Source organism: Phenylobacterium sp. (assembly GCF_041920015.1).
GTDB lineage: Bacteria > Pseudomonadota > Alphaproteobacteria > Caulobacterales > Caulobacteraceae > Phenylobacterium.
In genome coordinates, this window is sequence record NZ_JAYRST010000027.1 from 19,060 (window position 1) to 38,470 (window position 19,411).

Genomic DNA, 19,411 nt, shown 5'->3' on the forward strand with positions numbered 1-19,411 from the left:
TTAGGCGAAGGCGCCGGCGTTGGCGAGGCCGGCCCCTTGCGAATAGGCGCCGGGCCGGCGGCGGGTAAGCGCGAGCGCCATGCCGAAGGTCAGGCAGATGGCCCACATCGACGAGCCGCCATAGGAAATGAACGGCAGGGTCATGCCCTTGGTCGGGATCATGTTGAGGTTCACCGCCACATTGATGAAGGCCTGCTGGCCGACCAGGACGAACAGTCCGGCGGCGGCCACCTGCTCGAAGGGATCGGTCAGCTTCATGGCGCGATAAAGGCCGCGCACGACGATGAAGCCCAGCAGGGCGATGAGCAGCAGGGAGAAGATGAGGCCGTATTCCTCAGCCCCCACCGAATAGATGAAGTCGGTGTGCAGGTCGGGCACGTGGCGCTTCATCACCCCCTCGCCCGGACCGCGGCCGAAGAAGCCGCCGGCGGCGATGGCCTCGGCCGCGCGGTCGACCTGATGGGTGTCGGCCTTGTCGGGGCTCAGGAAGCGGTCGACGCGGCTGGCCACGTGGGGAAACAGGAAATAGGTCGAGGACAACCCCGTCACCGCCACCCCGCCCAGCAACATGACCCAGGAGAGCGGCACGCCGGCCATCCAGAAGGCCGCGCCGAAGGCGATGGTGATGAGCACGGTCTGGCCCACGTCCGGCTGGATCAGCAGCAGGCCGACCGAAAGGAAATAGAGGGCGAAGGCGATGGAGACGCCGGGCACCCCCTGCCCTTTCTGCCCCTCGGAGAACATCCAGGAGACCAGCACGATCAGGGCCGGCTTCATGAATTCCGACGGCTGCAGGGTGAAGCCGCCGATCTGGACCCAGCGCGTCGCGCCCTTGGCCGTGTGGCCGAGGAACGGCAGGGCGATCATGATCGCGATGGCGGCCAGGTAGATGAAGAACGCCGCGCGCCGGATGCCGCGGGCGTCGAGCATGGAGACCCCGACGAGGATCGCCGCGCCGCTGGCCGCGAAGATGCATTGGCGGACCGCGAAGTGGAACGGATCGCCGACATTCATCCGCGCCGCGGCGGCCGGGCTGGCCGCGAAGGACATCATCACCCCGATGGCGATCAGGGCGGCCACGGCCCCCAGCATCCAGCGATCGGTCGTCCACCACCAGATTCCCAGCGCCGAGCGATCGCTGCGGGCGAAGGCGTGCGCCTGCTGGTGGCGTTGGGCGTAGCTCATGGACCTCTCCGCGGGCGCATCGGCCCGTCTGCCAGAGATGCCTGCGTCATGCTTAAGATATCTTAACCAAGCGGCCCTTCGGGGTCCTGCACGACTTGAAATCCCGCCCCGCCCGGCAGACATCGGTAGGGCCATCTGGAAAGGACCTGCGATGACCGCCTCCCCGACCGCCCAAACCTATCAAGCCGCCTACTGGAACGAGGCCGGCGGCCAGGCCTGGGTGGAGCTGCAAGGACTGATGGACGGCCTCAACAAGTCCGTCGAGGAGGCGGTGGTCGAGACGGCCTTTCCCGGGGCGGGCAAGGCGGTGGTCGACATCGGCTGCGGCGCGGGCGCCACGACCCTGGCCATGGCCCGGCGGCTGGGCGCGGGCGGCGAGGCCCTGGGGGTGGACGTCTCCCAGCCGCTGCTGGAGCTGGCGCGCGGCCGCGCCGAGCGCGAAGGCCTGGCCAATGCGCGCTTTGCGCTGGGCGACGCCCAGACCCTGGACATCGGAGAGGGCCGGTTCGACGCGGCGATGTCGCGCTATGGGGTGATGTTCTTCTCCGACTTCGACGCGGCCTTCGCCAATATCCGGCGCGGCGTGAAGGCGGGCGGCAAGCTGGCCTTCGCCTGCTGGCGCAGCCCAGCGGACAATCCGCTGGCGGCGGTTCCGACCAAGGCGGCCGCTCACCTGCTGCCGCCCTTGCCCAAGCCCGACCCGACGGCGCCGGGACGTTTCGCCTTCGCCGACCCGGCGCGGGTGCAGGGGATTCTCGAGCGCAGCGGCTGGAGCCAGATCGCGATCGACCGGCTGGACGCGCCGACGCCTATCAGCCTGGAGGACCTGACCACCCTCAGCCTGCGCATGGGGCCGATCGCGGCGGCCCTGCGCGACGCCGATGCGACGACGGCGGCGAAGGTGCGCGAGGCGGTGGTGAAGGCGCTGGAGCCCCATGTGGAGAACGGGATCATCCCGATGGTCGCCGGGTGCTGGATGGTGACGGCGCGGGCCTGAGCCCTCAAGTTCCTCCGCCGCTGGGCGGGTGGATCGCAGCGGAGCCGCGAGACAGAGGGAGCCGTTAAACTCGAAGGCCCCCTCAGTCGGCCATGCGGCCGACAGCTCCCTCAGAGAGCAGGGCTATCGCATATGAGTGTCCTCCCGGTTTGCGAAGCAAGACCGGGATCCATGGACACATGCGGTTCAGGATCGGTCTCGGCGGCGCCAGAGCCTGAAAGCTCAGGTGTTCATGGATCCCGGACAAGCGCTGCGCGCTTTCCGGGACGACATGCGAAGTGGGCCGCCGCCGCTTATCCGCGCCATATGCGATAGCGCTCCCCCAGACGGGGCGCAATTGCTTTGCCGCTACGCCCGCGCACCCTTGGCGGCGGGGCGGGCGAGGCTTTGGACGGCGGCGCGGAAGGCTTCGCCGCGGGCTTCGAAGTCGGGGAACTGGTCGAAGGAGGCGCAGGCGGGCGAGAGCAGGACGATGGCGTCCTGGCCGCCAGCCGCGGCGTCGGCATAGGCCGCGGCGACCGCGCCGGCGAGGGTTCCGCATTCGGCGAGCTTGGCCTTGCCCTTCAGGGTCTGGGCGAAGGCGGGGGCCGCCTCGCCGACCAGATAGGCCTTTTCGATGCGCGGAAAGAGGTCGGTCAAGCTGTCGATGCCGCCGGCCTTGGGCACGCCGCCGGCGATCCAGTAGAACTTCGGATAGCTGGACATGGCCTGGCGCGCGGCGTCGGCGTTGGTGGCCTTGCTGTCGTTGACGAAGCGCACCTTGCCGACCGTGCCGACCGTCTCCATGCGATGGGCGAGGCCGGGAAAGCTGAGCAGGCCGTCGGCGGCCTCCTGGGCGGTGAGGCCAAGGCCCCGGACGGCCGAATAGGCGGCGGCGGCGTTCTGCCAGTTGTGGCGGCCAGGCAGCGAACGGGCGCGCAGGAGGTCGGTCACCTCGACCGCCCGCTCGCCGGTGGCGTCGTAGAGCAGGCCCTGGAGGACGTAGACCCCGCGGCCCATGGCCTTCGACGCCGAGATCGGCACGATGGTCCGGCGGTTGGCGGCGGTGATCTCGGTGCAGATACGCTGGCCCCAGGGATCGTCGACGCCGATGACGGCGGTGTCGCCCTTGCCCTGGTTCAGCAGGATGCGGCGCTTGGCGGCGACATAGCCCTCCATGCCGCCGTGGCGGTCGAGATGGTCTGGAGAGACGTTGAGCAGCACCGCCACGTCGGGCTTGAGGCTGGAGGTCAGGTCGAGCTGGTAGGACGACAGCTCCAGCACGTAGACGGCCCCGCCATGCATGTCCTCCAGGCCCAGGACGCCCTGGCCGATATTGCCGCCGACGCGCACGTCGCGGCCGGCGGCGGCGCAGACGTGGCCGATCAGGGCGGTGGTGGTCGACTTGCCGTTGGTGCCGGTGATGGCGACGACCTTCGGGCGCTTGTGCTCGGGCGCGGCGTTGACGGTGCGGGCGAAGAGTTCAATGTCGCCGACGATCTCGACCCCGGCGGCCTTGGCCTTCTCCACGGTCCAGTGCGGCTTGGGGTGAGTCAGCGGCACGCCGGGCGACAGCATCAGGGCGGCGAACTGCGACCAGTCGGCGCTCGAAAGGTCGAGCAGTTCGAAACCCTCGGCCCTGGCCGCCTCGCGGCTGGCGTCCTTCTCGTCCCAGACCACGACCTTGGCGCCGCCGAGCAGGAGGGCGCGCGCAGCCGTCAGGCCCGTACGGGCCAGGCCGAACACGGCGACCGTCCTGCCTTCGAAGCCGCGGACCGGGATCATGAGACGACCGCCCTCCCCTACCGCAGCTTCAAGGTCGCCAGGCCCAGCAGGGCGAGCATGACGGCGATGATCCAGAAGCGGATGACGACGGTCGATTCCGACCAGCCCAGCTTCTCGAAGTGGTGGTGGATGGGGGCCATGCGGAACACCCGCTTGCCCGTCAGCTTGAACGAGGCGACCTGGATCATCACCGAGAGGGTCTCCATGACGAAGAGGCCGCCGATGATGCCCAGCACGATCTCGTGCTTGGTGGCCACGGCCACGGCGCCGATGCCGCCGCCGAGGGCCAGGGAACCGGTGTCGCCCATGAAGATCTTGGCCGGCGGGGCGTTGTACCAGAGGAAGCCGAGGCCGGCGCCGATCATCGCCCCGCAATAGACCGCCACCTCGCCCACGCCGGGCACGAAATGCAGCTTCAGGTACTGGGCGAAGACGTAGTTGCCGACGAGATAGGCGATGAAGCCGAAGGCGGCGGCGGCGATCATCACCGGTACGGTGGCCAGGCCGTCGAGGCCGTCGGTGAAGTTCACCGCATTGGCCGCGCCGACGATGATGAAGGCGCCGAAGGCCAGGTAGAACCAGCCGAGCGGCAGCAGCAGTTGCTTGAAGACCGGGAAGGCGACCGAGGTCGAAAGGTCCGGCGTTTCCGGCGGGCTGGTGCCGAACACCACCATCAGGGCCACGGCGGCGATGGCGATCACCGCCTCCATGGCCAGGCGCAGCTTGCCCGAGACCCCGTCGGTCGATTGCTTGGTGACCTTGGCGTAGTCGTCGGTGAAGCCGAGGACGCCGTAGCCGGCGGTGACCAGGATCACCGCCCAGACATAGACGTTGGAAAGGTCCGACCACAGCAGCGTGCCGACCAGCAGGCCGGCCAGGATCATCACCCCGCCCATGGTGGGGGTGCCGGCCTTTTCGACCACGTGGCGCTCGATGCCGTCGGTGCGGATCGGCTGGCCCTTGCCCTGCTTGGCCTGCATCCAGCGGATGAAGCGCGAGCCCATGGCCACGACCACGAGCTGGGCCGTGAACAGGGCCATGCCGGTGCGGAAGGTCTGGTATTTCAACAGGTTCAGGAACGGCACATAGCCATCGGACGCGAGCTGCTGATACAGCCAGTAGAGCATCAGCCCGTCTCCCCCGAACGCGCGCCGAGGGCGGCCAGCGCAGCAGCGACCGCGCCAGCCCTCGAGCCGTTGGACCCCTTGACCATCACCAGGTCGCCCGGCTCTACGGCCGCGCTGACCAGCGGCGCCAGCTCCGCCGCGGTTCCGGCGTAGCCGCCTCGCCGAGTCGACGGAAGGGCGTCCCACAGGGATTTCATCAGCGGCCCGGCCGCGAAGACGAGATCGACATCGGCCGCGGCGAGCGGCGCGGCCAGGCCCGCGTGGAAGGCCGGGCCTTCGGGACCGAGCTCCAGCATGTCGGTCAGCGCGACGATGCGCCGCCCCTCGGCCTTGCGCGCGCCGAGGCTGGCGAAGGCGGCGGCCATGGAGACCGGATTGGCGTTGTAGCTCTCGTCGATCAGGGTGAAGGCGCCGCCCGGCAAACGCACCGTCGTCTCGGCGCCGCGGCCGGCCAGGGGCTCGAACGCGCCGAGGGCGGCGAGGCTGTCGTCCAGAGAGACGCCGAGCGCCTCCAGCATCAGCAAGACGGCCATGCTGTTGGGGCCCCAGTGGAACCCGGTCTGGAGGATGGGGAAGTCGAGCGCCTTGCCGTGCAGGCGGGCGCGGACGATGGCGCGGCCGGATTCCGGAACGAAATCGACCAGTTGAGCGTCACAACTCACGTCGCGTCCGAAGCTGTGGACCCCGGCGCCGGCCTTATGGGCCTCCTCGCTGAGGAAGTCGAACCACCGGTTGTCGGCGTTGAGGACGGCGAGGCCGCCCGGCTCGATCCCGGCGAAGATCTCGGCCTTGGCGCGGGCGACGCCGGCCTCGCCGTCTGGGAAGTTCTCGGTGTGGACCGGGCCGACGGTGGTGATGGCCACCGCATGCGGGCGCACGAAGCGCGACAGGGGCCTGATCTCGCCCGCATGGTTCATGCCGATCTCGAAGACCGCGCGCTCGGTGTCGCGGGGCATGCGGGCGAGCGTCAGCGGCACGCCGATGTGGTTGTTGTAGCTCTTGACCGACGAGTGGGCGCGGCCGGCGCGCTCCAGCCCGGCGCGGATCGCCTGGGTGACGCTGGTCTTGCCGACCGAGCCGGTGACGGCGCCGCGGCGGGTTTGGGGCGCACGCTCGCGCGCCGCTTCCCCCAGCTTTTCCAGGGCCTTGAAGGTGTCGGCGACGAGGATGCTCGAGCCTTCGACAGGCTTGGAGACCAGGCTGGCCGCCGCGCCGGCCGCGAGGGCCTGGGAGACGAACTCGTGACCGTCGCGCACGCCGGCCAGGGCGACGAAGAGGTCGCCGGCCTCGATGCTGCGGGTATCGATGGAGACGCCGTTCACGGAGAAGGCCTGGCCGTCCAACCGCCCGCCGGTCGCCGCGGCGATCTCCTCACTGGTCCAGAGGGGGTCAGACATGGGCGGCCTCCAGCGCGGCGGCCACCTCGGCGACGTCGTCGAAATGATGGACGGTGGAGCCGATGATCTGATGCTGCTCGTGCCCCTTGCCGGCGACGACCAGCACGTCGCCCGGGCCCAGCAGGGCGACGCCCGCGGCGATGGCCTGGCGACGGTCGCCGACCTCGCGCGCGCCGGGGGCGCCGGCCAGCACCTGGGCGCGGATGGCAGCCGGGTCCTCGCTGCGGGGATTGTCGTCGGTGACGATGGCGATATCGGCGAACTTGGCCGCGGCCAGGCCCATCAGCGGACGCTTGGTGTTGTCGCGGTCGCCGCCGGCGCCGAACACCACGATGAGCTTGCCCGAAACGTGCGGGCGCAGGGACTGCAACACGGTCTCCAGGCCGTCGGGGGTATGGGCGTAGTCTACATAGGCCTCGCCGCCACGCGGGCCTGAGCCGACGCGCTGGAGGCGGCCGGGCGCGCCCTGAAGCCCCTCCAGGGCGGCCATGACGCCGGCCGCCGGCTCGCCCGCGGCGATGCAGAGGCCGGCGGCGACCAGCACGTTGGAGGCCTGGAAGGCGCCGGCCAGCGGCAGGCGCACGGCGTAGGTCTTGCCCTTGACCTCGATCTTCAGGGCCTGGCCCTCGGGCGTGGGGACGCAGTCCAGCAGCTTGAGCCCCTGCCCGCTCTCGCCCACCGACAACACGCTCTTGCCGGTCGAGACCGCGGCCGCGGCGAAGGCGCCGTAGGCCTCGGAGTCCGCGTTCAGCACCGCCACCCCGCCACGCGGCAGCAGATCCTCGAACAGGCGCAGCTTGGCCTCGCGATAGGCTTCCATGGTGTGGTGGTAGTCGAGATGGTCCTGGGTGAGGTTCAGGAACCCGGCGGCCTTCAGCTCCACGCCGTCCAGGCGGCGCTGGTCGACGCCATGGGAGGACGCCTCCATGGCCATGTGGGTCACGCCCTTGGCGGCGAGGATCGCCATCAGCTCGGCGACGTCGGCGGCGTCGGGCGTGGTGAGGCCGGGCGGGGTCAGTTGCTCGTCCAGACCCAGTCCCGTGGCGCGCACGCCCAGGGTGCCCATGCTGGCGGCCTTGTGGCCGAGGGCGTTGAAGATCTGGCGGCAGAAGGCGGCGACCGAAGTCTTGCCGTTGGTGCCGGTGACGGCCACGACCACCGGCGGCTGCGCGCCCCAGAAGGCGCGGGCGGCCAGGGCGTACACGCGGCGCGGATCGGGGGTGACGATCACCGGAACGCCAAGGCCGGGGATATCCTGGCCGGCGATCACCGCCACGGCGCCGGCGGCCACGGCCTTGGCCGCGAACTCGCCGCCGTCGACCTTGGAGCCCGGCAGGGCGGCGAACAGGAAGCCCGGCTTCACCTTGCGGCTGTCGGCGGCGACGCCTTCGATCTGCGGATCGACGTCCAGGCGGCGCTGGACGAGCTCTGAAAGCAGCTTGCCCATCAGTGACCGTCGCCCAGCGGGGCCGCGGCGATCGAGCCCTCGCCGACCACCTTGATGAGATCGGGTTCGCGCTTGACGTGCAGGAACGGGGCGATGCGGTCGATGACGCGGCCCGCGGCCGGCGCGGCGACCCAGCCCCCGGTGGAATTGCCGTAGGTCTTGGCGGTGCCGTGCGGCTCGTCCAGCAGGATCAGCACGAAGTAGCGGTCGGCCTCGACCGGACCCGAGGTCGGGAAGACGGCGGCGAAGGAGGAGACCTGGCGCTTGGTCGAGTAGCCGCGGATGGCCGGATCGTATTTCTCGCCCGTGCCGGTCTTGCCGCCGACGCTGAGGCCAGGCGCATTGGCGGACTTGCCGCTGCCGCCGATGACGTTGGCGCGCATGATCTGCAGCATCTGCAGCGAGGTCTGCTCGGAGACCGCCCGCTGGCCCTGCGGCCGCTGGCCCGGCTCCAGCTTCTTGATGGTGAGCGGCACGAGATAGCCGCCGTTCAGCAGCGCGCCCATGGCGCTGGTCACCGCCAGGGGGCTGACATTCATGCCGTGGCCGAAGGAGGTGGAGGCGACGGCGTCCATGTCCCACTTGCGCGGGGTCAGGGGACGGGCCGACTCCATCAGCTCGACCTTGGCCGGGCGGGTGAGGCCCAGGTCGGCGAAATACTTGCTGAGGCGTTCGCCGCCGATGCTCTCGGCCAGCTTGGCGGTGCCGATGTTGGACGAGTGCTGGAACACCTCGACCAGGGTCAGGATCTTGCGGGCGGCGTGGTAGTCCTTGATGGTCCGGTAGCCGAGTTGGAAGGGCTGGCGCGCATCGAAGGTCGAGGACGGCGTGGCCACGCCCGTATCGAGGCCGATGGCGACGGTGAACGCCTTGAAGGTCGAGCCCATCTCATAGATCGAGGCGGCGGCGCGGTTCAGCTTCGCATCGTCGCTGGCCTTGGCCACCTGGTTCGGATCGTAGGTGGGATAGCTGGCCAGGCCGAGGATTTCGCCGGTGTGGACGTTGGTGACGACGCCGACGGCGCCACGCGGCTGGAACTCGGCGGCGGCCTTGTAGAGTTCGTCCTCCAGGGCGGCCTGGACGCGCAGGTCGATGGAGAGCGGCACGGCGGCCTTGCCCGGCGCGCCGGCGCGGATCGTGTCGTTGAGCGCGCGCTCGGCCCCGGCCAGGCCGACCCCGCCGGTGTCGGCGAACCCGATCAGGTGGGCGGCGGTGCGCCCGAGCGGATAGACGCGGCGTTCTTCCGGCTCGAAGCTCACGCCCGGCAGGCCGAGGGCGTGGACGCGGGCGCGCTGCTCGGGCGTCAGGCCGGCGATCACGAAACCGCGGCGCTCGCCGCGCAGCACCTTTTCCAGGCGCTGGCGGTTGATGTCCGGCAGGGCGGCGCGCAGGGCGCGGCGGACCTCGTCGGCGTCCCAGATCTCGCGCGGGTCGACATAGAGGCCGTAGTGCAGCAGGTCGGCGGCCAGCATGGCCCCGTTGCGGTCGACCAGATCTGCGCGCGCCGCGCCGACCGCGCCCACATAGCCGCCGCCGCGGCCGGCGTCGGAGAACAGGGCCGCGCGCGTCGCCCCCACCGCCAGCACCACGAAGGCGATGGTGAAGAGGGTCAGGACGAAGAAGATGCGGATACGCGTGTCGTCCTCGGCCTTGCCGGCGGCGCGGGCGCGCTCGAAGGCGTGCTCCAGCCCCCAGACCCTGGCCTTCAGCCAGCGCCAGCCGGGCGCTTCAAAGCTAGGATGGGCAAGGCTCACGGCGTCTTCTTCCCAAGGGCGACTTCGCCCAGATTGTCGAGGGTGGCCTCGTTGCGGGCCTGGACCGGGACCATGCCCAGGTGGGCGCTGGAGAGCGCTTCGATACGGGCCGGCTGCTCCAGGTGGGCGACCTCGGCCTGCAGGAGGCGGATGCGGGCCTTTTCGGCGTCGATCTGCTTTTCGACCGAGGCGATCTCGGCGCGCTCGCGGCCGGCGATGGTCTTGGCGAGGTAGACCCCGAGGATCACCGCGATCAGCACGCCGAGGGCGACGAGGTCGATGAGGCGGAAACCCCGAATCTTGCGGTCGATCAAGCTCATGCCGCTTCCTTCCACACCGGCGCGGCGGTGCGAACCCCCACGCGCAGCTTGGCCGAGCGCGCGCGCGGATTGACCGCGGTTTCCGCCTCGCCCGGAGCGTGGGCGCCGTTGAACAGCAGCGTGAAACTGGCCGGCGCGCCCGCCTCCACAGGCGGCGCGTGGCGCGAGCCGCCCGGAAGCCTGCCTGCGCGTTCGGCGAAGAACGCCTTGGCGATGCGGTCCTCCAGCGAGTGGAAGGTGACGACCGCCAGCCGCCCGCCGGGCTTGAGCACGGTCTCGGCGGCGACGAGGCCGGCTTCCAGCTCGCTCAGCTCTTCGTTGACGGCGATGCGCAGGCCCTGGAACGAGCGCGTGGCCGGATGGACCTTGGCGCCGCGGCGCCCGCCCAGGGCGCGCTCGATCACCTCGGCCAGGTCCAGGGTGCGGGTGAAGGGCTGTTCGGCGCGGCGGCGAGCGATGAAAGCGGCCACGCGGCGCGACTGCCGCTCCTCGCCATAGACGTAGAAGATGCGGGCCAGTTCCTGCGGCTCGGCGGTGTTGACGATGTCGGCGGCGGTCGGGCCGTCGGCGCCCATGCGCATGTCGAGCGGCCCGTCACGCATGAAGGAAAAGCCGCGCTCGGCCTGGTCGAGCTGCATGGACGAGACGCCGAGATCGAGCGCCACGCCGTCGGCCGCCCCCTCCCCCAGCTCCTCGGCCATCTGCGAAAATCGGCCGTCGACCAGGCGGAAGTCCTCCCCCAGCCCCTCGGCGAAGCGGCGGGCGCTGGGGTCACGGTCGAAGGCGACGACGCGGGCGCCGGCGGCGAGGAAGGCGCGGCTGTAGCCGCCGGCGCCGAAGGTGCCGTCGACGATCAGCTTGCCGGGGCCAGGCTCGAGGGCGGCGACCACTTCGGCCAGCAGGACGGAGGTGTGGGGCGCGCTCATTGGACGGCTCCCAGGCGGGCGGCGCGCTGCTGGGCGCGCAGTTCGGCCAGGCCGGCGCGCGCCATGTCGCGTTGAGCGGCGCGATGGACCTGGAAGGCCTCGCGGTTCCAGATCTGGAAGCGGTCGCCGAGCCCGACGAGGACGACCCAGTCGGCAAGGCCGAACTGCTCGCAAAGCTGCTCGGGCAGGGTGATCCGGCCGGCCGTGTCGAAGTTCATCCGCACCTGGCCGCCCAGGACCGAAAGCTCGATGGCCGAGCGGACGGGATCGCCGAACGGCAGTTCCTCGATCAGGCCCGTATAGCGGTCGAACAGAGCTTTGCCGCCGCCCTCGACGCAGTCGGCCTCGATGGAGGGGAAGACGACGACGCCGTCGAACGGCCCCGACAGGAGCGCGCGGAATTCCAGCGGCACGACGATGCGCCGCTTGGCGTCCACCTGTTTCTCGAAGGTCGAGAGAAACATCCCGCCGCGCCCCAGACAGCGACCCCGCGCGGGCCGCCAGACCAACCCCGTTTCGGACCGTGGAGACCGCCTCGCGCGGCCCCTCGCCCATCCTCAACGGATGCTGATTGGGTTAACATGGGATCAACTGGGATACAATGACTCCAAACGGCGATTTCGGGGGATTTCAAAGGTGTTCCGCAGCGCCGCAACTTTCACTCACAGACGATCAACAGAACATACGGAGAACTTGTTAAGTATAACCGCCGCCTCGCCAGGGGCCAGCCGGAGGGTTTGCGGAAACTGGGGACCAGACGGCCTGTAAGCCGGGTTCTGTGCCGCCCGCAAGCGGGCGCGACGATCATTCCTCTGGACCGCCCATTGCTGGACGGTTCTCGCGACCTACCCGGACGCCTCGGGCCTATGACGGCCCTGCCCCTTGCGGGGCGCGGAATCCCTATTCGGTCTTGCTCCTGGCGGGGCTTGCCATGCCGTCCCTGTCGCCAGGTCCGCGGTGGGCTCTTACCCCACCCTTTCACCCTTGCTCCGATCGAAACCGGAGCGGTCTGCTCTCTGTGGCGCTATCCCTGGGGTCGCCCCCGGCGGGCGTTACCCGCCGCCATGTCATAGTGGAGCCCGGACTTTCCTCGACCGCCCGAAGGCGGCCGCGATCGCCCGGCCGTCTGGTCCGCGCGGAAAGTGATGGCCCACGCGAACGGGGTCAAGAGCCCCTGGCGACCAGTTCCATCCCAATTGATCCCATTGGGCGGAGGGTCAGACGGGGCCTCATGCCGACCTCGCCCGGATTGAGCAGCTTCAGACGGTAACGGCGAGCGATTTCACAAAGCACGATCACCGCTTCCGTCACGGCCAGCGAGGCGCCGATGCAGACTCTCGGCCCCGCCCCGAAGGGCAGATAGGCGTATCGGGCCGGACGCTCGCCAGCGAAGCGATCAGGATCGAAGCGCTCTGGATCGGCCCAAAGTGTACGGTGGCGGTGGACGACCCAGGGCGCGACGCAAACCAACGCCCCCTTTGGGATGCGCACGCCGCAGATCACGTCATCTGCCTGCGCCTGCCGTAGCGGGATACGCGGGACCGGCGGCAAGAGCCGCATCGCCTCCTCGATCACTTGGCGTGCATAGGCTGGCGGCGCATCAGGAGAGGCGTCGAGTTCGGCATGCAATCGCGCCTCGATCTGCGGATGGACCGCCAGCAAGTACCAGGTCCAGACCAGGGCGACGGCGGTCGTCTCGTGTCCAGCGATGAAGATCGTCACGAACTGGTCGCGCACCTCGCGGTCGCCAAGGCCCCGCCCCGTCTCGGGATCACGGGCGGCGATCAGCCGATCGAGCAGGTCACTGCCGCCCGGCGATATCCGACGCTCGGCGATGAGACGGGCGATCCACTCATCGAAGACGGCGAACAGGACGGCGATTTCGCGTTCGCGACGCCGCGCGCGCAGTTCTCGCAGTCCTGGTACAAAACCATCCCACTCGGTCAATAAGATCACGCTGGAGCACGCACAAGCACGCTGAAACACTAGCAAACTCGGGCATTTTTGGCATTGCGTAGTGGGGACGGTTTTGGCAAACTGGGGGCGGTTTAAGGGGTAGAAAACGGCTCTCCGCTCCCAGCAAGCGACCCCTGTTTCTCCTGAACCGATCCCAGTTGCGGAACAGGAGAATCGCGATGCCCAGCCTGACCGACACCGCCATCCGGCATGCGCTCAAGCGCGTCGAGGTGAGCCAGAAGCAAGAAAATCTCGCCGACGGCGATGGACGCGGCACCGGCCGTCTCGTCCTTGTCCTCAAGCCAATGCCCAAGCGCGTGACCGCCGATTGGATGGCCCAGCAGTGGCGTGATGGCAAGCGCACCAAGAAGAAGATCGGTGCGTATCCCTCGATGTCCCTCGTTGACGCGCGCGCGGTCTTCAAGCGCGACTTCGCGGATGTGATCCAGAAGGGCCGAAGCATCAAGATCGCAACGGATACGCGTCCTGGCACGGTCGCGGACCTATTCGAGGGCTATGTCGCGTCGCTCAAGGCCGCCGGCAAGCCATCGTGGAAGGAGACGGAAAAAGGCCTGAACAAGATTGCCGATACGCTCGGACGAAACCGCCTCGCCCGCGAGATCGAGGCCGAGGAGATCATCGAGCTAATCCGTCCGATCTATGATCGTGGCGCGAAGTCGATGGCCGATCATGTGCGGTCGTATCTCCACGCGGCCTTTGGCTGGGGTATGAAATCCGACAACGACTATCGACAGCAATCGGCTCGCCGCTTCCGCATCCCTTTTAATCCGGCCACCGGCATCCCGACGGAGCCCAAGGTCCAGGGCACGCGCTGGCTGGATGAGGACGAGTTCCTGCAGCTCTATCGTTGGCTCGAATGCCCCGATGTGCCAGTCACTCCCTCCTACCTCCGCGCCGTGCAGCTTCTCATGCTGACCGGACAGCGCGTTGAGGAGATCGCTCGCTTCCATGTCGACCAGTGGGACGCCAAAGAGCGGATCATCGACTGGTCGAAGACCAAAAACCTCCAGCCGCACGCTGTCCCGGTCCCGTCGCTCGCGGCCGAACTGATCGAGTCCATCAAGCCCAACGAATATGGATGGTTCTTCCCCTCCGCCACGGACCAGTCAAAGCCGGTCAGCCATGGCACTCTATACTCGTTCATGTGGCGTCAGCGCGATCGCGGCGTGATCCCCTACGTCACGAACCGCGATCTCCGGCGCACTTTCAAGACGCTCGCCGGAAAAGCTGGTGTGCCGAAGGAAATCCGCGATCGGCTTCAGAACCACGCCCTTCAGGACGTCAGTTCGAAGCACTACGATCGCTGGAACTACATGGTCGAAAAGCGCGCCGGCATGGCCAAGTGGGATAAGTTCGTCCGGGCGCTGCTAGCGAAGAAGAAGGGCGGCAGCGCCTTGAAGAAGGCCGCGTGAGCGGTCGCTTCATCGCTGTCACCGGCGCATTCGTCACGGCCTGCTTTGCGGTCCCGGCCCATGCAGATCCATGCGAGGCGCCTGTCCCCTCGCAGGTTGGAGTCGAGTTCTCCGGCTTGGTCCGTTATGTCGGCGACGGCGACGGTCTTTGCGTCGGGCGTACATCGGACCCCAACGAGTGGATCGAGGTGCGCCTTGCCGACTTCGATGCCCCGGAGCTGCACACGCCAGGCGGTCCCGCGGCGAAAGCGGCGCTCGAACGCGTCGCCCTTCGGCGCGAGATCACCTGCACGGCCGAACGTGGGCGCGGCGGCCGCGGCCGCTCCTTTGACCGCGTCATTGCGCGATGTTGGATCGGTGGAAAGAGCCTTGGCGATCTGCTTCGCCAGGCTGGCGTGGCCGAGGGTGGCAACTAATGCCCCGCTCGCCATTGACTCAACATAGCTTGGAAGCTATATGACCTGGGATGTTAGATTGCATGACGCCTTCGAGGCGGAGTTCCTGGCTTTTGAGCGCGAGGTTCAGACCCAATTGCTGGCAGTTGCGAAACTGCTCGGCGAATTCGGTCCGCAGCTCGGTCGGCCATACGCCGACACGCTCAACGGCTCGAAGCACGCCAATATGAAGGAGATGCGTTTCTCTGCCGCCGACGGCGAATGGCGTGCTGCCTTCGCCTTCGATCCCGAACGGAAGGCCATCCTTCTCGTTGCAGGCGACAAATCCGGCGGCAGCCAGAAGCGCTTCTACAAGCAGCTTATCGCAAAGGCGGACAGTCGGTTTTCCGCACATCTGGAAAGCCTGAAATCCGCAAAGAAGGATTGATCGATGGGCCGGAGCCTTAACGACGTCATTGCTTCTCTGCCCCGCGATCAGCAGGAGCAGATCGAAGCCCGTTATGAGGAACTGAAGCAGGAGGTTGAGGGCCTGCGCGAGATGCGTCAGATCGCCGGGAAGGCGCAGGAGGACATCGCTGCGGCGCTGAAGATAAAGCAACCGTCGGTCTCGAAGATCGAAAAGCAGGCTGACATGTACCTATCGACACTGCGCAGCTACGTTGAGGCGATCGGCGGAAAACTTGAGCTGACGGTGAATCTGCCGGGGCGGCCGGCCATCCGGCTCCAGCGTCTCAGCGATGGAACCGTCTCCCACGACAGACCTATGCGCACCGTAGCACGCCGAAAGTCGGCGGCAGCGCGGTGACACCCGATGCTCCAGTTCGATGGCAGATGGCGTTTTGACAGTCCCGGCCCGATAGAAGCCGCCGTCCAAGAGGGCTTTCGCGATCTCATCAACCGCGTTTGCGGGCAAGGCCAGCGGAAGGCTATTTTGGAGCATTTCAAGGCTCGCTTCTGCGCCGCAGCCAACACAGAGTATTGGCCGAGCACCAACGAACGGTTCGCATCCGAAGATCTCGACCGAGATATGGCGCGTGCGGAGACGAACGCCCCCATATTCATCGAGGCATTCTGGGATGCATGCCAGGAACTTCGCGCCCGCAATCCTACCATGGTCGTGCCGGATGCCGGGCGGATAAACCGCATCCTCGCGGACGCAGACGCTGGCTATCAGCTCGACCCTCCCATGCTGGTCGCAACGCGGGTCCACATTCCGATCAACGTACCCGACGCTCCCCCATCTCTCGATGTGCAGGCGCAAGCGATCATCAACGAATCTCTTGATGCCTCCCAGCACTCGTTGAGCGAAGGCAACGGCCGTCAGGCCGTCCAAGAGGTCCTTTGGCTGCTGGAGACGATCTCGACGGCGTTTCGTGGTCCTGAGATCTTAGACGGCAGCATCCAGGGTCGGTACTTCAACGAAATCATCGGCGAACTACGCCAGCGCGGCCGCGGGCATCAAGAGCAAATCCTGCAATGGATGATGACGTTGCATGGCTATCTTTCCTCGCCGACGGGTGGTGGCGTCCGTCACGGGGTCGATCTCAGGGAGGGCCTTGCGCTCCAGATCGATGAGGCACGCCTCTACTGCAACCTCATACGAAGCTATCTGACTTTCCTCATCGCAGAGCATGAGCGCCTGGCTAGGCGGGTCGCGTGACGCTTCGAATAATCAAAACGTGGGGGCTCGGCGCACTTTGAAAGCGATGCTGTCTCGCAAGTACCTCTCGCCGGAGGTCTGATGCGCTTCATCCTACCTCTTGCTGAGCAACTCGACAGAGCGGCCGCGGAACTATCGGCGGCACGTCCGCTCAGCAGCCGGATGGCGCTGATCTTAATCGACAATGCTTTCGAGCTGATGTGCCATCAAAGATGCTTAGAACTGATCGAAGAAGATAGCAGATTAGCAAGCCCAAAATTGACCCTGAAAGATAAGCTCGCTGGACGTGGGCAAAATTTTGATGCGAAGACGTCCCTGTTAAAGCGGGCAGGCTATTTCGCGGACGTTGACGTCAGATCTGTTCAGATCCTTCACGGCTATCGCAATCAGCTCTACCATGTTGGTCTGCGCGACGACCCTGTCATCGGCCCCCTCGCCCGCCTATACCTCAAACTCGTACTGAGCTACGCGCCGCAATTGCTGAGGCCGGTGCGTTTCCTGCGTTGGGAGGAGTCACTCTCCCGGGGTGAGATCATCGAACATTTTCCCGAGCTTGCGGAGACGCGGCGGTATGCTTGCAAGGTCGACGTATCGGCGTTCTGCATGCGCGTCGCCGCGCGCGTCGATCCCGACCCTCTTCTGCTCGGCAATGCATTGGCGGAGCACTTAATCGGCCTCGCAGGGAAATCGGAAACCGATTTCGGAATAATCGCTAAGGGTCGCAGCGGTAAGGATGACCCCACTCAGACCCTACGTCGTGTTCAACTCGAGGCCGACACGATCGCGGAGGTAGTGCGCCGTCATCGTGAGCGTGAGCGCCAGTTAAAAGCGACCCAGACTCCCTTTGAACCGTTCGATCCGGATCGGCTTTCCATCGCCCGCGGAAGCAGCGTTCTGATCGAGGCGAACCAAAGGCTTCTTCCTGAATGGAAGCCCCGTCATAAGAAGTTGCCGTTTGCCAGTTGGCGTCGGCAAGCAGCCAAGCTGCGGCTCGGCATGGACGATCTCGCTGTCCTGGATTGCTATGCTCGGCTCCATCAGGAAATCGACGACCTCGATGAGGTCATGGCCGAGCCCATACAAGATATGTACGGCTGGCATCAGTATCAGGAGGATCTGGCCATGGATCGCCGATGAGGCAAGGCCCTCCATTCGGAACGGCTGCTGTCGATGTGCTGTTTCAACCGCCCCGCCGGGATTTTGGGGCATCGATCTGCGAGTGAAAGCCGCCGCGCTCGCAGGCTTGCCGCGCGCTTGCCGGTTAGCTGCCGGTTTGTTGCCGACTACTCGCAGGTCGACTGTTATACTGTGCCTAAATCGACAATTACAAACCGAGGCGACAGTGAAGAAAGTTACCCCCGATGGAAGCCAAATAAAGAGGCTCCGCACCAACGCCGAGCGTGTCTCGACACAGAAAGAATTGGCCTATGAGGTTCGGGTCAGCGAACGGACGCTTCGCGAGATCGAAAACAAAAATGCGCCTGTACCAGTAGACGTTCTTGACCGACTTGCGAAGGTTTTGAACGTCCGCCGGGAGCAAATCTCGTTTCCTTGTGATGCCACTCAATCAAAGACCGCGGGCGCCGGCGAGGTTTTCTCTGCTGTCATTGCTGAGATGCGCGAAGAGCGTTTGGTTTCCCGGTACGACTACGACCTCGCAAATGTGACGATGGATGAAGGTCTGCTGTTCAAGCAGGCAAACAGCTCGAACGACTTCGCTTGCGAAATTATGATCTCGCTGACGGATGAGGCGGCTGAGTACGCGGAAGAGCTGATCGGCATTTTGGACGGCCTAACGTGGTCCGTCCGGAGCATCCTAGAGAAGGTGGCCCCAAGCGAAGAAATCGCCGTTCGCCGCCGGATCAAGCAGCTCTTGGTCTTGCTCAGGGGCAATGACGTTTGGGTCTATCATACTCATCTTTTCCGCCGCTTGCCCGAACGACATACGCCCATGCCGGAAGGCGAATATGCCGACCTCTCGTCGCGCTTCATCATCGCGCTTGCAGCGCCCGCCGAGTGGGGGGAAACGTCAATTCGCGTTCCTATCGACCATGGCCAGCCGTTCATTCTCCCGGCCTGGGACTCCGACAAGAAAGGTGGCAAAGGCTGATGGCTGAGGCTCAATCTACCAACGAAGAAACGCTGACCGAAAACCTCGCTTTTGCCGAGGTGCTTGCTTGGTCTGCTACGCGTCCGGCTTGGCAACGAGATGCTTTGCGCCGACTTGTTCAGAGCGGCATCCTTGGCAGCGAGGAGATCGACGAACTTCTCGAAATTTGCCTTGATCCAGCGCTGCCTCACACGCCGTTGTCAGACGCAGATGTCTCGTCACAAAGTATCTTAGGTGCACCGGTCAGCGTGTTGCGTATCGAGAATCCAACCGGCGTCAATGCCCTGGCCTTCGATCAAAAACTCGAATTCGCGCAGGCGGGACTGTCGATCGTGTACGGCGACAATGGGTCAGGCAAATCTGGCTATGTCCGTATCCTGAAGCACGCCTGCCGGACACGCGACCGCAACAACAAGATCTTGCGTGACGTGGAAGATGCGGCAGCTACCCCGCAGACCGCCAACATTGTGTTCCTACGTGGTGCCACGGAGGATCAATTCGCATGGAGCCCGGAAGCGCCGAGCCACGCTGACCTTCCGTCGATAAGCATTTTCGACTCCAGAAGCGCCAACGTGCACGTCGAGAAGACGAACGCCGTGGCCTACATTCCCCAGCCAATGCGTGTCTTGGAAGCGTTGGCTACGGCCTGTGATCAGGTCAAGGCAAAGCTCGATGATCGGCTTGCCGCCATCAATGCGAAAACGCCGCTGGCAATTAAAGAGCCCCAACTTGGTGCCGATACCGCTGCCGGCGCTTTCGTGCGCAGCCTCTCCACAAAATCAAGCATCGCTCAGCTCGACCTGCTGGCGCAATTGGTCTGCGCCCCGCGAGGTGATCCATCCCTTAAGTTAGTCCGAGGACCATTTTGGATGGATGGAGAGATGGCAAAGAAGCGGCACAAGCCCGAGGAGATCGTCGCCAAGCTGCGGCAGGTTGATGT

Annotated in this window: 18 protein-coding genes, 1 other RNA gene and 1 pseudogene; 9 read left to right on the top strand and 11 right to left on the bottom strand. The window is 66.3% G+C overall.

The annotated features are described in order from the left end of the window. Entirely contained in the window at nucleotides 1-1,185 is a 1,185-nt protein-coding gene (ftsW, locus tag ACE3TL_RS07865; protein WP_374578162.1) for a putative lipid II flippase FtsW, read from the bottom strand. 151 nt (nucleotides 1,186-1,336) lie between these two features. Between ftsW and ACE3TL_RS07870 the strand changes: the two genes are divergently transcribed. Further along, nucleotides 1,337-2,182, top strand: coding sequence for a class I SAM-dependent methyltransferase (locus tag ACE3TL_RS07870; RefSeq protein ID WP_374578163.1), 846 nt, complete (start codon nucleotides 1,337-1,339; stop codon nucleotides 2,180-2,182). A 348-nt stretch (nucleotides 2,183-2,530) separates the two neighbouring features. On the opposite strand, the gene murD is transcribed toward ACE3TL_RS07870, so the two are convergent. From murD to ACE3TL_RS07920, 10 genes are all read right to left on the bottom strand, one after another. Further along, nucleotides 2,531-3,946: a UDP-N-acetylmuramoyl-L-alanine--D-glutamate ligase gene (gene murD, locus ACE3TL_RS07875; protein WP_374578164.1), complete on the bottom strand. Its 1,416-nt coding sequence runs from the start codon at nucleotides 3,944-3,946 to the stop codon at nucleotides 2,531-2,533. A 17-nt stretch (nucleotides 3,947-3,963) separates the two neighbouring features. Beyond that, nucleotides 3,964-5,073, bottom strand: a complete 1,110-nt coding sequence (mraY, locus tag ACE3TL_RS07880; RefSeq protein WP_374578165.1) for a phospho-N-acetylmuramoyl-pentapeptide-transferase — start codon at nucleotides 5,071-5,073, stop codon at nucleotides 3,964-3,966. Beyond that, a complete protein-coding gene (gene murF, locus ACE3TL_RS07885) occupies nucleotides 5,073-6,470 on the bottom strand; it encodes a UDP-N-acetylmuramoyl-tripeptide--D-alanyl-D-alanine ligase (protein WP_374578166.1) in 1,398 nt (465 codons plus the stop codon). The genes mraY and murF overlap by 1 nt, the downstream gene beginning before the upstream one ends. After that, nucleotides 6,463-7,917, bottom strand: a complete 1,455-nt coding sequence (locus tag ACE3TL_RS07890) for a UDP-N-acetylmuramoyl-L-alanyl-D-glutamate--2,6-diaminopimelate ligase (protein WP_374578167.1) — start codon at nucleotides 7,915-7,917, stop codon at nucleotides 6,463-6,465. Before ACE3TL_RS07890 ends, murF begins: the two co-directional genes overlap by 8 nt. Continuing rightward, a complete protein-coding gene (locus ACE3TL_RS07895) occupies nucleotides 7,917-9,671 on the bottom strand; it encodes a peptidoglycan D,D-transpeptidase FtsI family protein (protein ID WP_374578168.1) in 1,755 nt (584 codons plus the stop codon). The genes ACE3TL_RS07890 and ACE3TL_RS07895 overlap by 1 nt, the downstream gene beginning before the upstream one ends. Then, complete coding sequence (locus ACE3TL_RS07900; RefSeq protein WP_374578169.1) at nucleotides 9,668-9,991, bottom strand: cell division protein; 324 nt, start codon at nucleotides 9,989-9,991, stop codon at nucleotides 9,668-9,670. The genes ACE3TL_RS07895 and ACE3TL_RS07900 overlap by 4 nt, the downstream gene beginning before the upstream one ends. Continuing rightward, nucleotides 9,988-10,917 carry a 16S rRNA (cytosine(1402)-N(4))-methyltransferase RsmH gene (gene rsmH, locus ACE3TL_RS07905; protein WP_374578170.1) on the bottom strand — a complete coding sequence of 310 codons (930 nt, stop codon included), beginning with the start codon at nucleotides 10,915-10,917 and terminating at the stop codon, nucleotides 9,988-9,990. Before rsmH ends, ACE3TL_RS07900 begins: the two co-directional genes overlap by 4 nt. Further along, nucleotides 10,914-11,381 carry a division/cell wall cluster transcriptional repressor MraZ gene (locus ACE3TL_RS07910; RefSeq protein ID WP_374578171.1) on the bottom strand — a complete coding sequence of 156 codons (468 nt, stop codon included), beginning with the start codon at nucleotides 11,379-11,381 and terminating at the stop codon, nucleotides 10,914-10,916. Before ACE3TL_RS07910 ends, rsmH begins: the two co-directional genes overlap by 4 nt. Before the next feature lie 285 nt (nucleotides 11,382-11,666). Next, nucleotides 11,667-12,047: RNase P RNA component class A (gene rnpB, locus ACE3TL_RS07915), an RNA gene on the bottom strand. A 34-nt stretch (nucleotides 12,048-12,081) separates the two neighbouring features. Then, the gene (locus ACE3TL_RS07920; RefSeq protein WP_374578172.1) at nucleotides 12,082-12,903 is read right to left on the bottom strand and encodes a cytochrome P450; all 822 of its coding nucleotides are present in this window, start codon (nucleotides 12,901-12,903) and stop codon (nucleotides 12,082-12,084) included. 149 nt (nucleotides 12,904-13,052) lie between these two features. Between ACE3TL_RS07920 and ACE3TL_RS07925 the strand changes: the two genes are divergently transcribed. The 8 genes and pseudogenes from ACE3TL_RS07925 to ACE3TL_RS07960 all read left to right on the top strand — a co-directional run. Continuing rightward, the gene (locus ACE3TL_RS07925; RefSeq protein ID WP_037519595.1) at nucleotides 13,053-14,306 is read left to right on the top strand and encodes a site-specific integrase; all 1,254 of its coding nucleotides are present in this window, start codon (nucleotides 13,053-13,055) and stop codon (nucleotides 14,304-14,306) included. Further along, a complete protein-coding gene (locus ACE3TL_RS07930; RefSeq protein WP_374578173.1) occupies nucleotides 14,303-14,722 on the top strand; it encodes a thermonuclease family protein in 420 nt (139 codons plus the stop codon). The genes ACE3TL_RS07925 and ACE3TL_RS07930 overlap by 4 nt, the downstream gene beginning before the upstream one ends. Nucleotides 14,723-14,780: 58 nt before the next feature. Continuing rightward, nucleotides 14,781-15,128: a type II toxin-antitoxin system RelE/ParE family toxin gene (locus ACE3TL_RS07935; RefSeq protein WP_374578174.1), complete on the top strand. Its 348-nt coding sequence runs from the start codon at nucleotides 14,781-14,783 to the stop codon at nucleotides 15,126-15,128. Nucleotides 15,129-15,131: 3 nt separating this feature from the next. Then, on the top strand, nucleotides 15,132-15,506 hold the full coding sequence (locus ACE3TL_RS07940) for an XRE family transcriptional regulator (RefSeq protein ID WP_080727226.1): 375 nt from the start codon (nucleotides 15,132-15,134) through the stop codon (nucleotides 15,504-15,506). Between the two features lie 6 nt (nucleotides 15,507-15,512). Then, nucleotides 15,513-16,361, top strand: coding sequence for a hypothetical protein (locus ACE3TL_RS07945; protein ID WP_037519587.1), 849 nt, complete (start codon nucleotides 15,513-15,515; stop codon nucleotides 16,359-16,361). Between the two features lie 81 nt (nucleotides 16,362-16,442). After that, a complete protein-coding gene (locus tag ACE3TL_RS07950; protein WP_037519585.1) occupies nucleotides 16,443-17,498 on the top strand; it encodes a hypothetical protein in 1,056 nt (351 codons plus the stop codon). 205 nt (nucleotides 17,499-17,703) lie between these two features. Continuing rightward, entirely contained in the window at nucleotides 17,704-18,471 is a 768-nt protein-coding gene (locus ACE3TL_RS07955) for a helix-turn-helix transcriptional regulator (RefSeq protein ID WP_037519582.1), read from the top strand. Next, a pseudogene (locus ACE3TL_RS07960) lies at nucleotides 18,471-19,411 on the top strand (hypothetical protein); the annotation flags it as partial. The gene ACE3TL_RS07955 and the pseudogene ACE3TL_RS07960, both read left to right, overlap by 1 nt.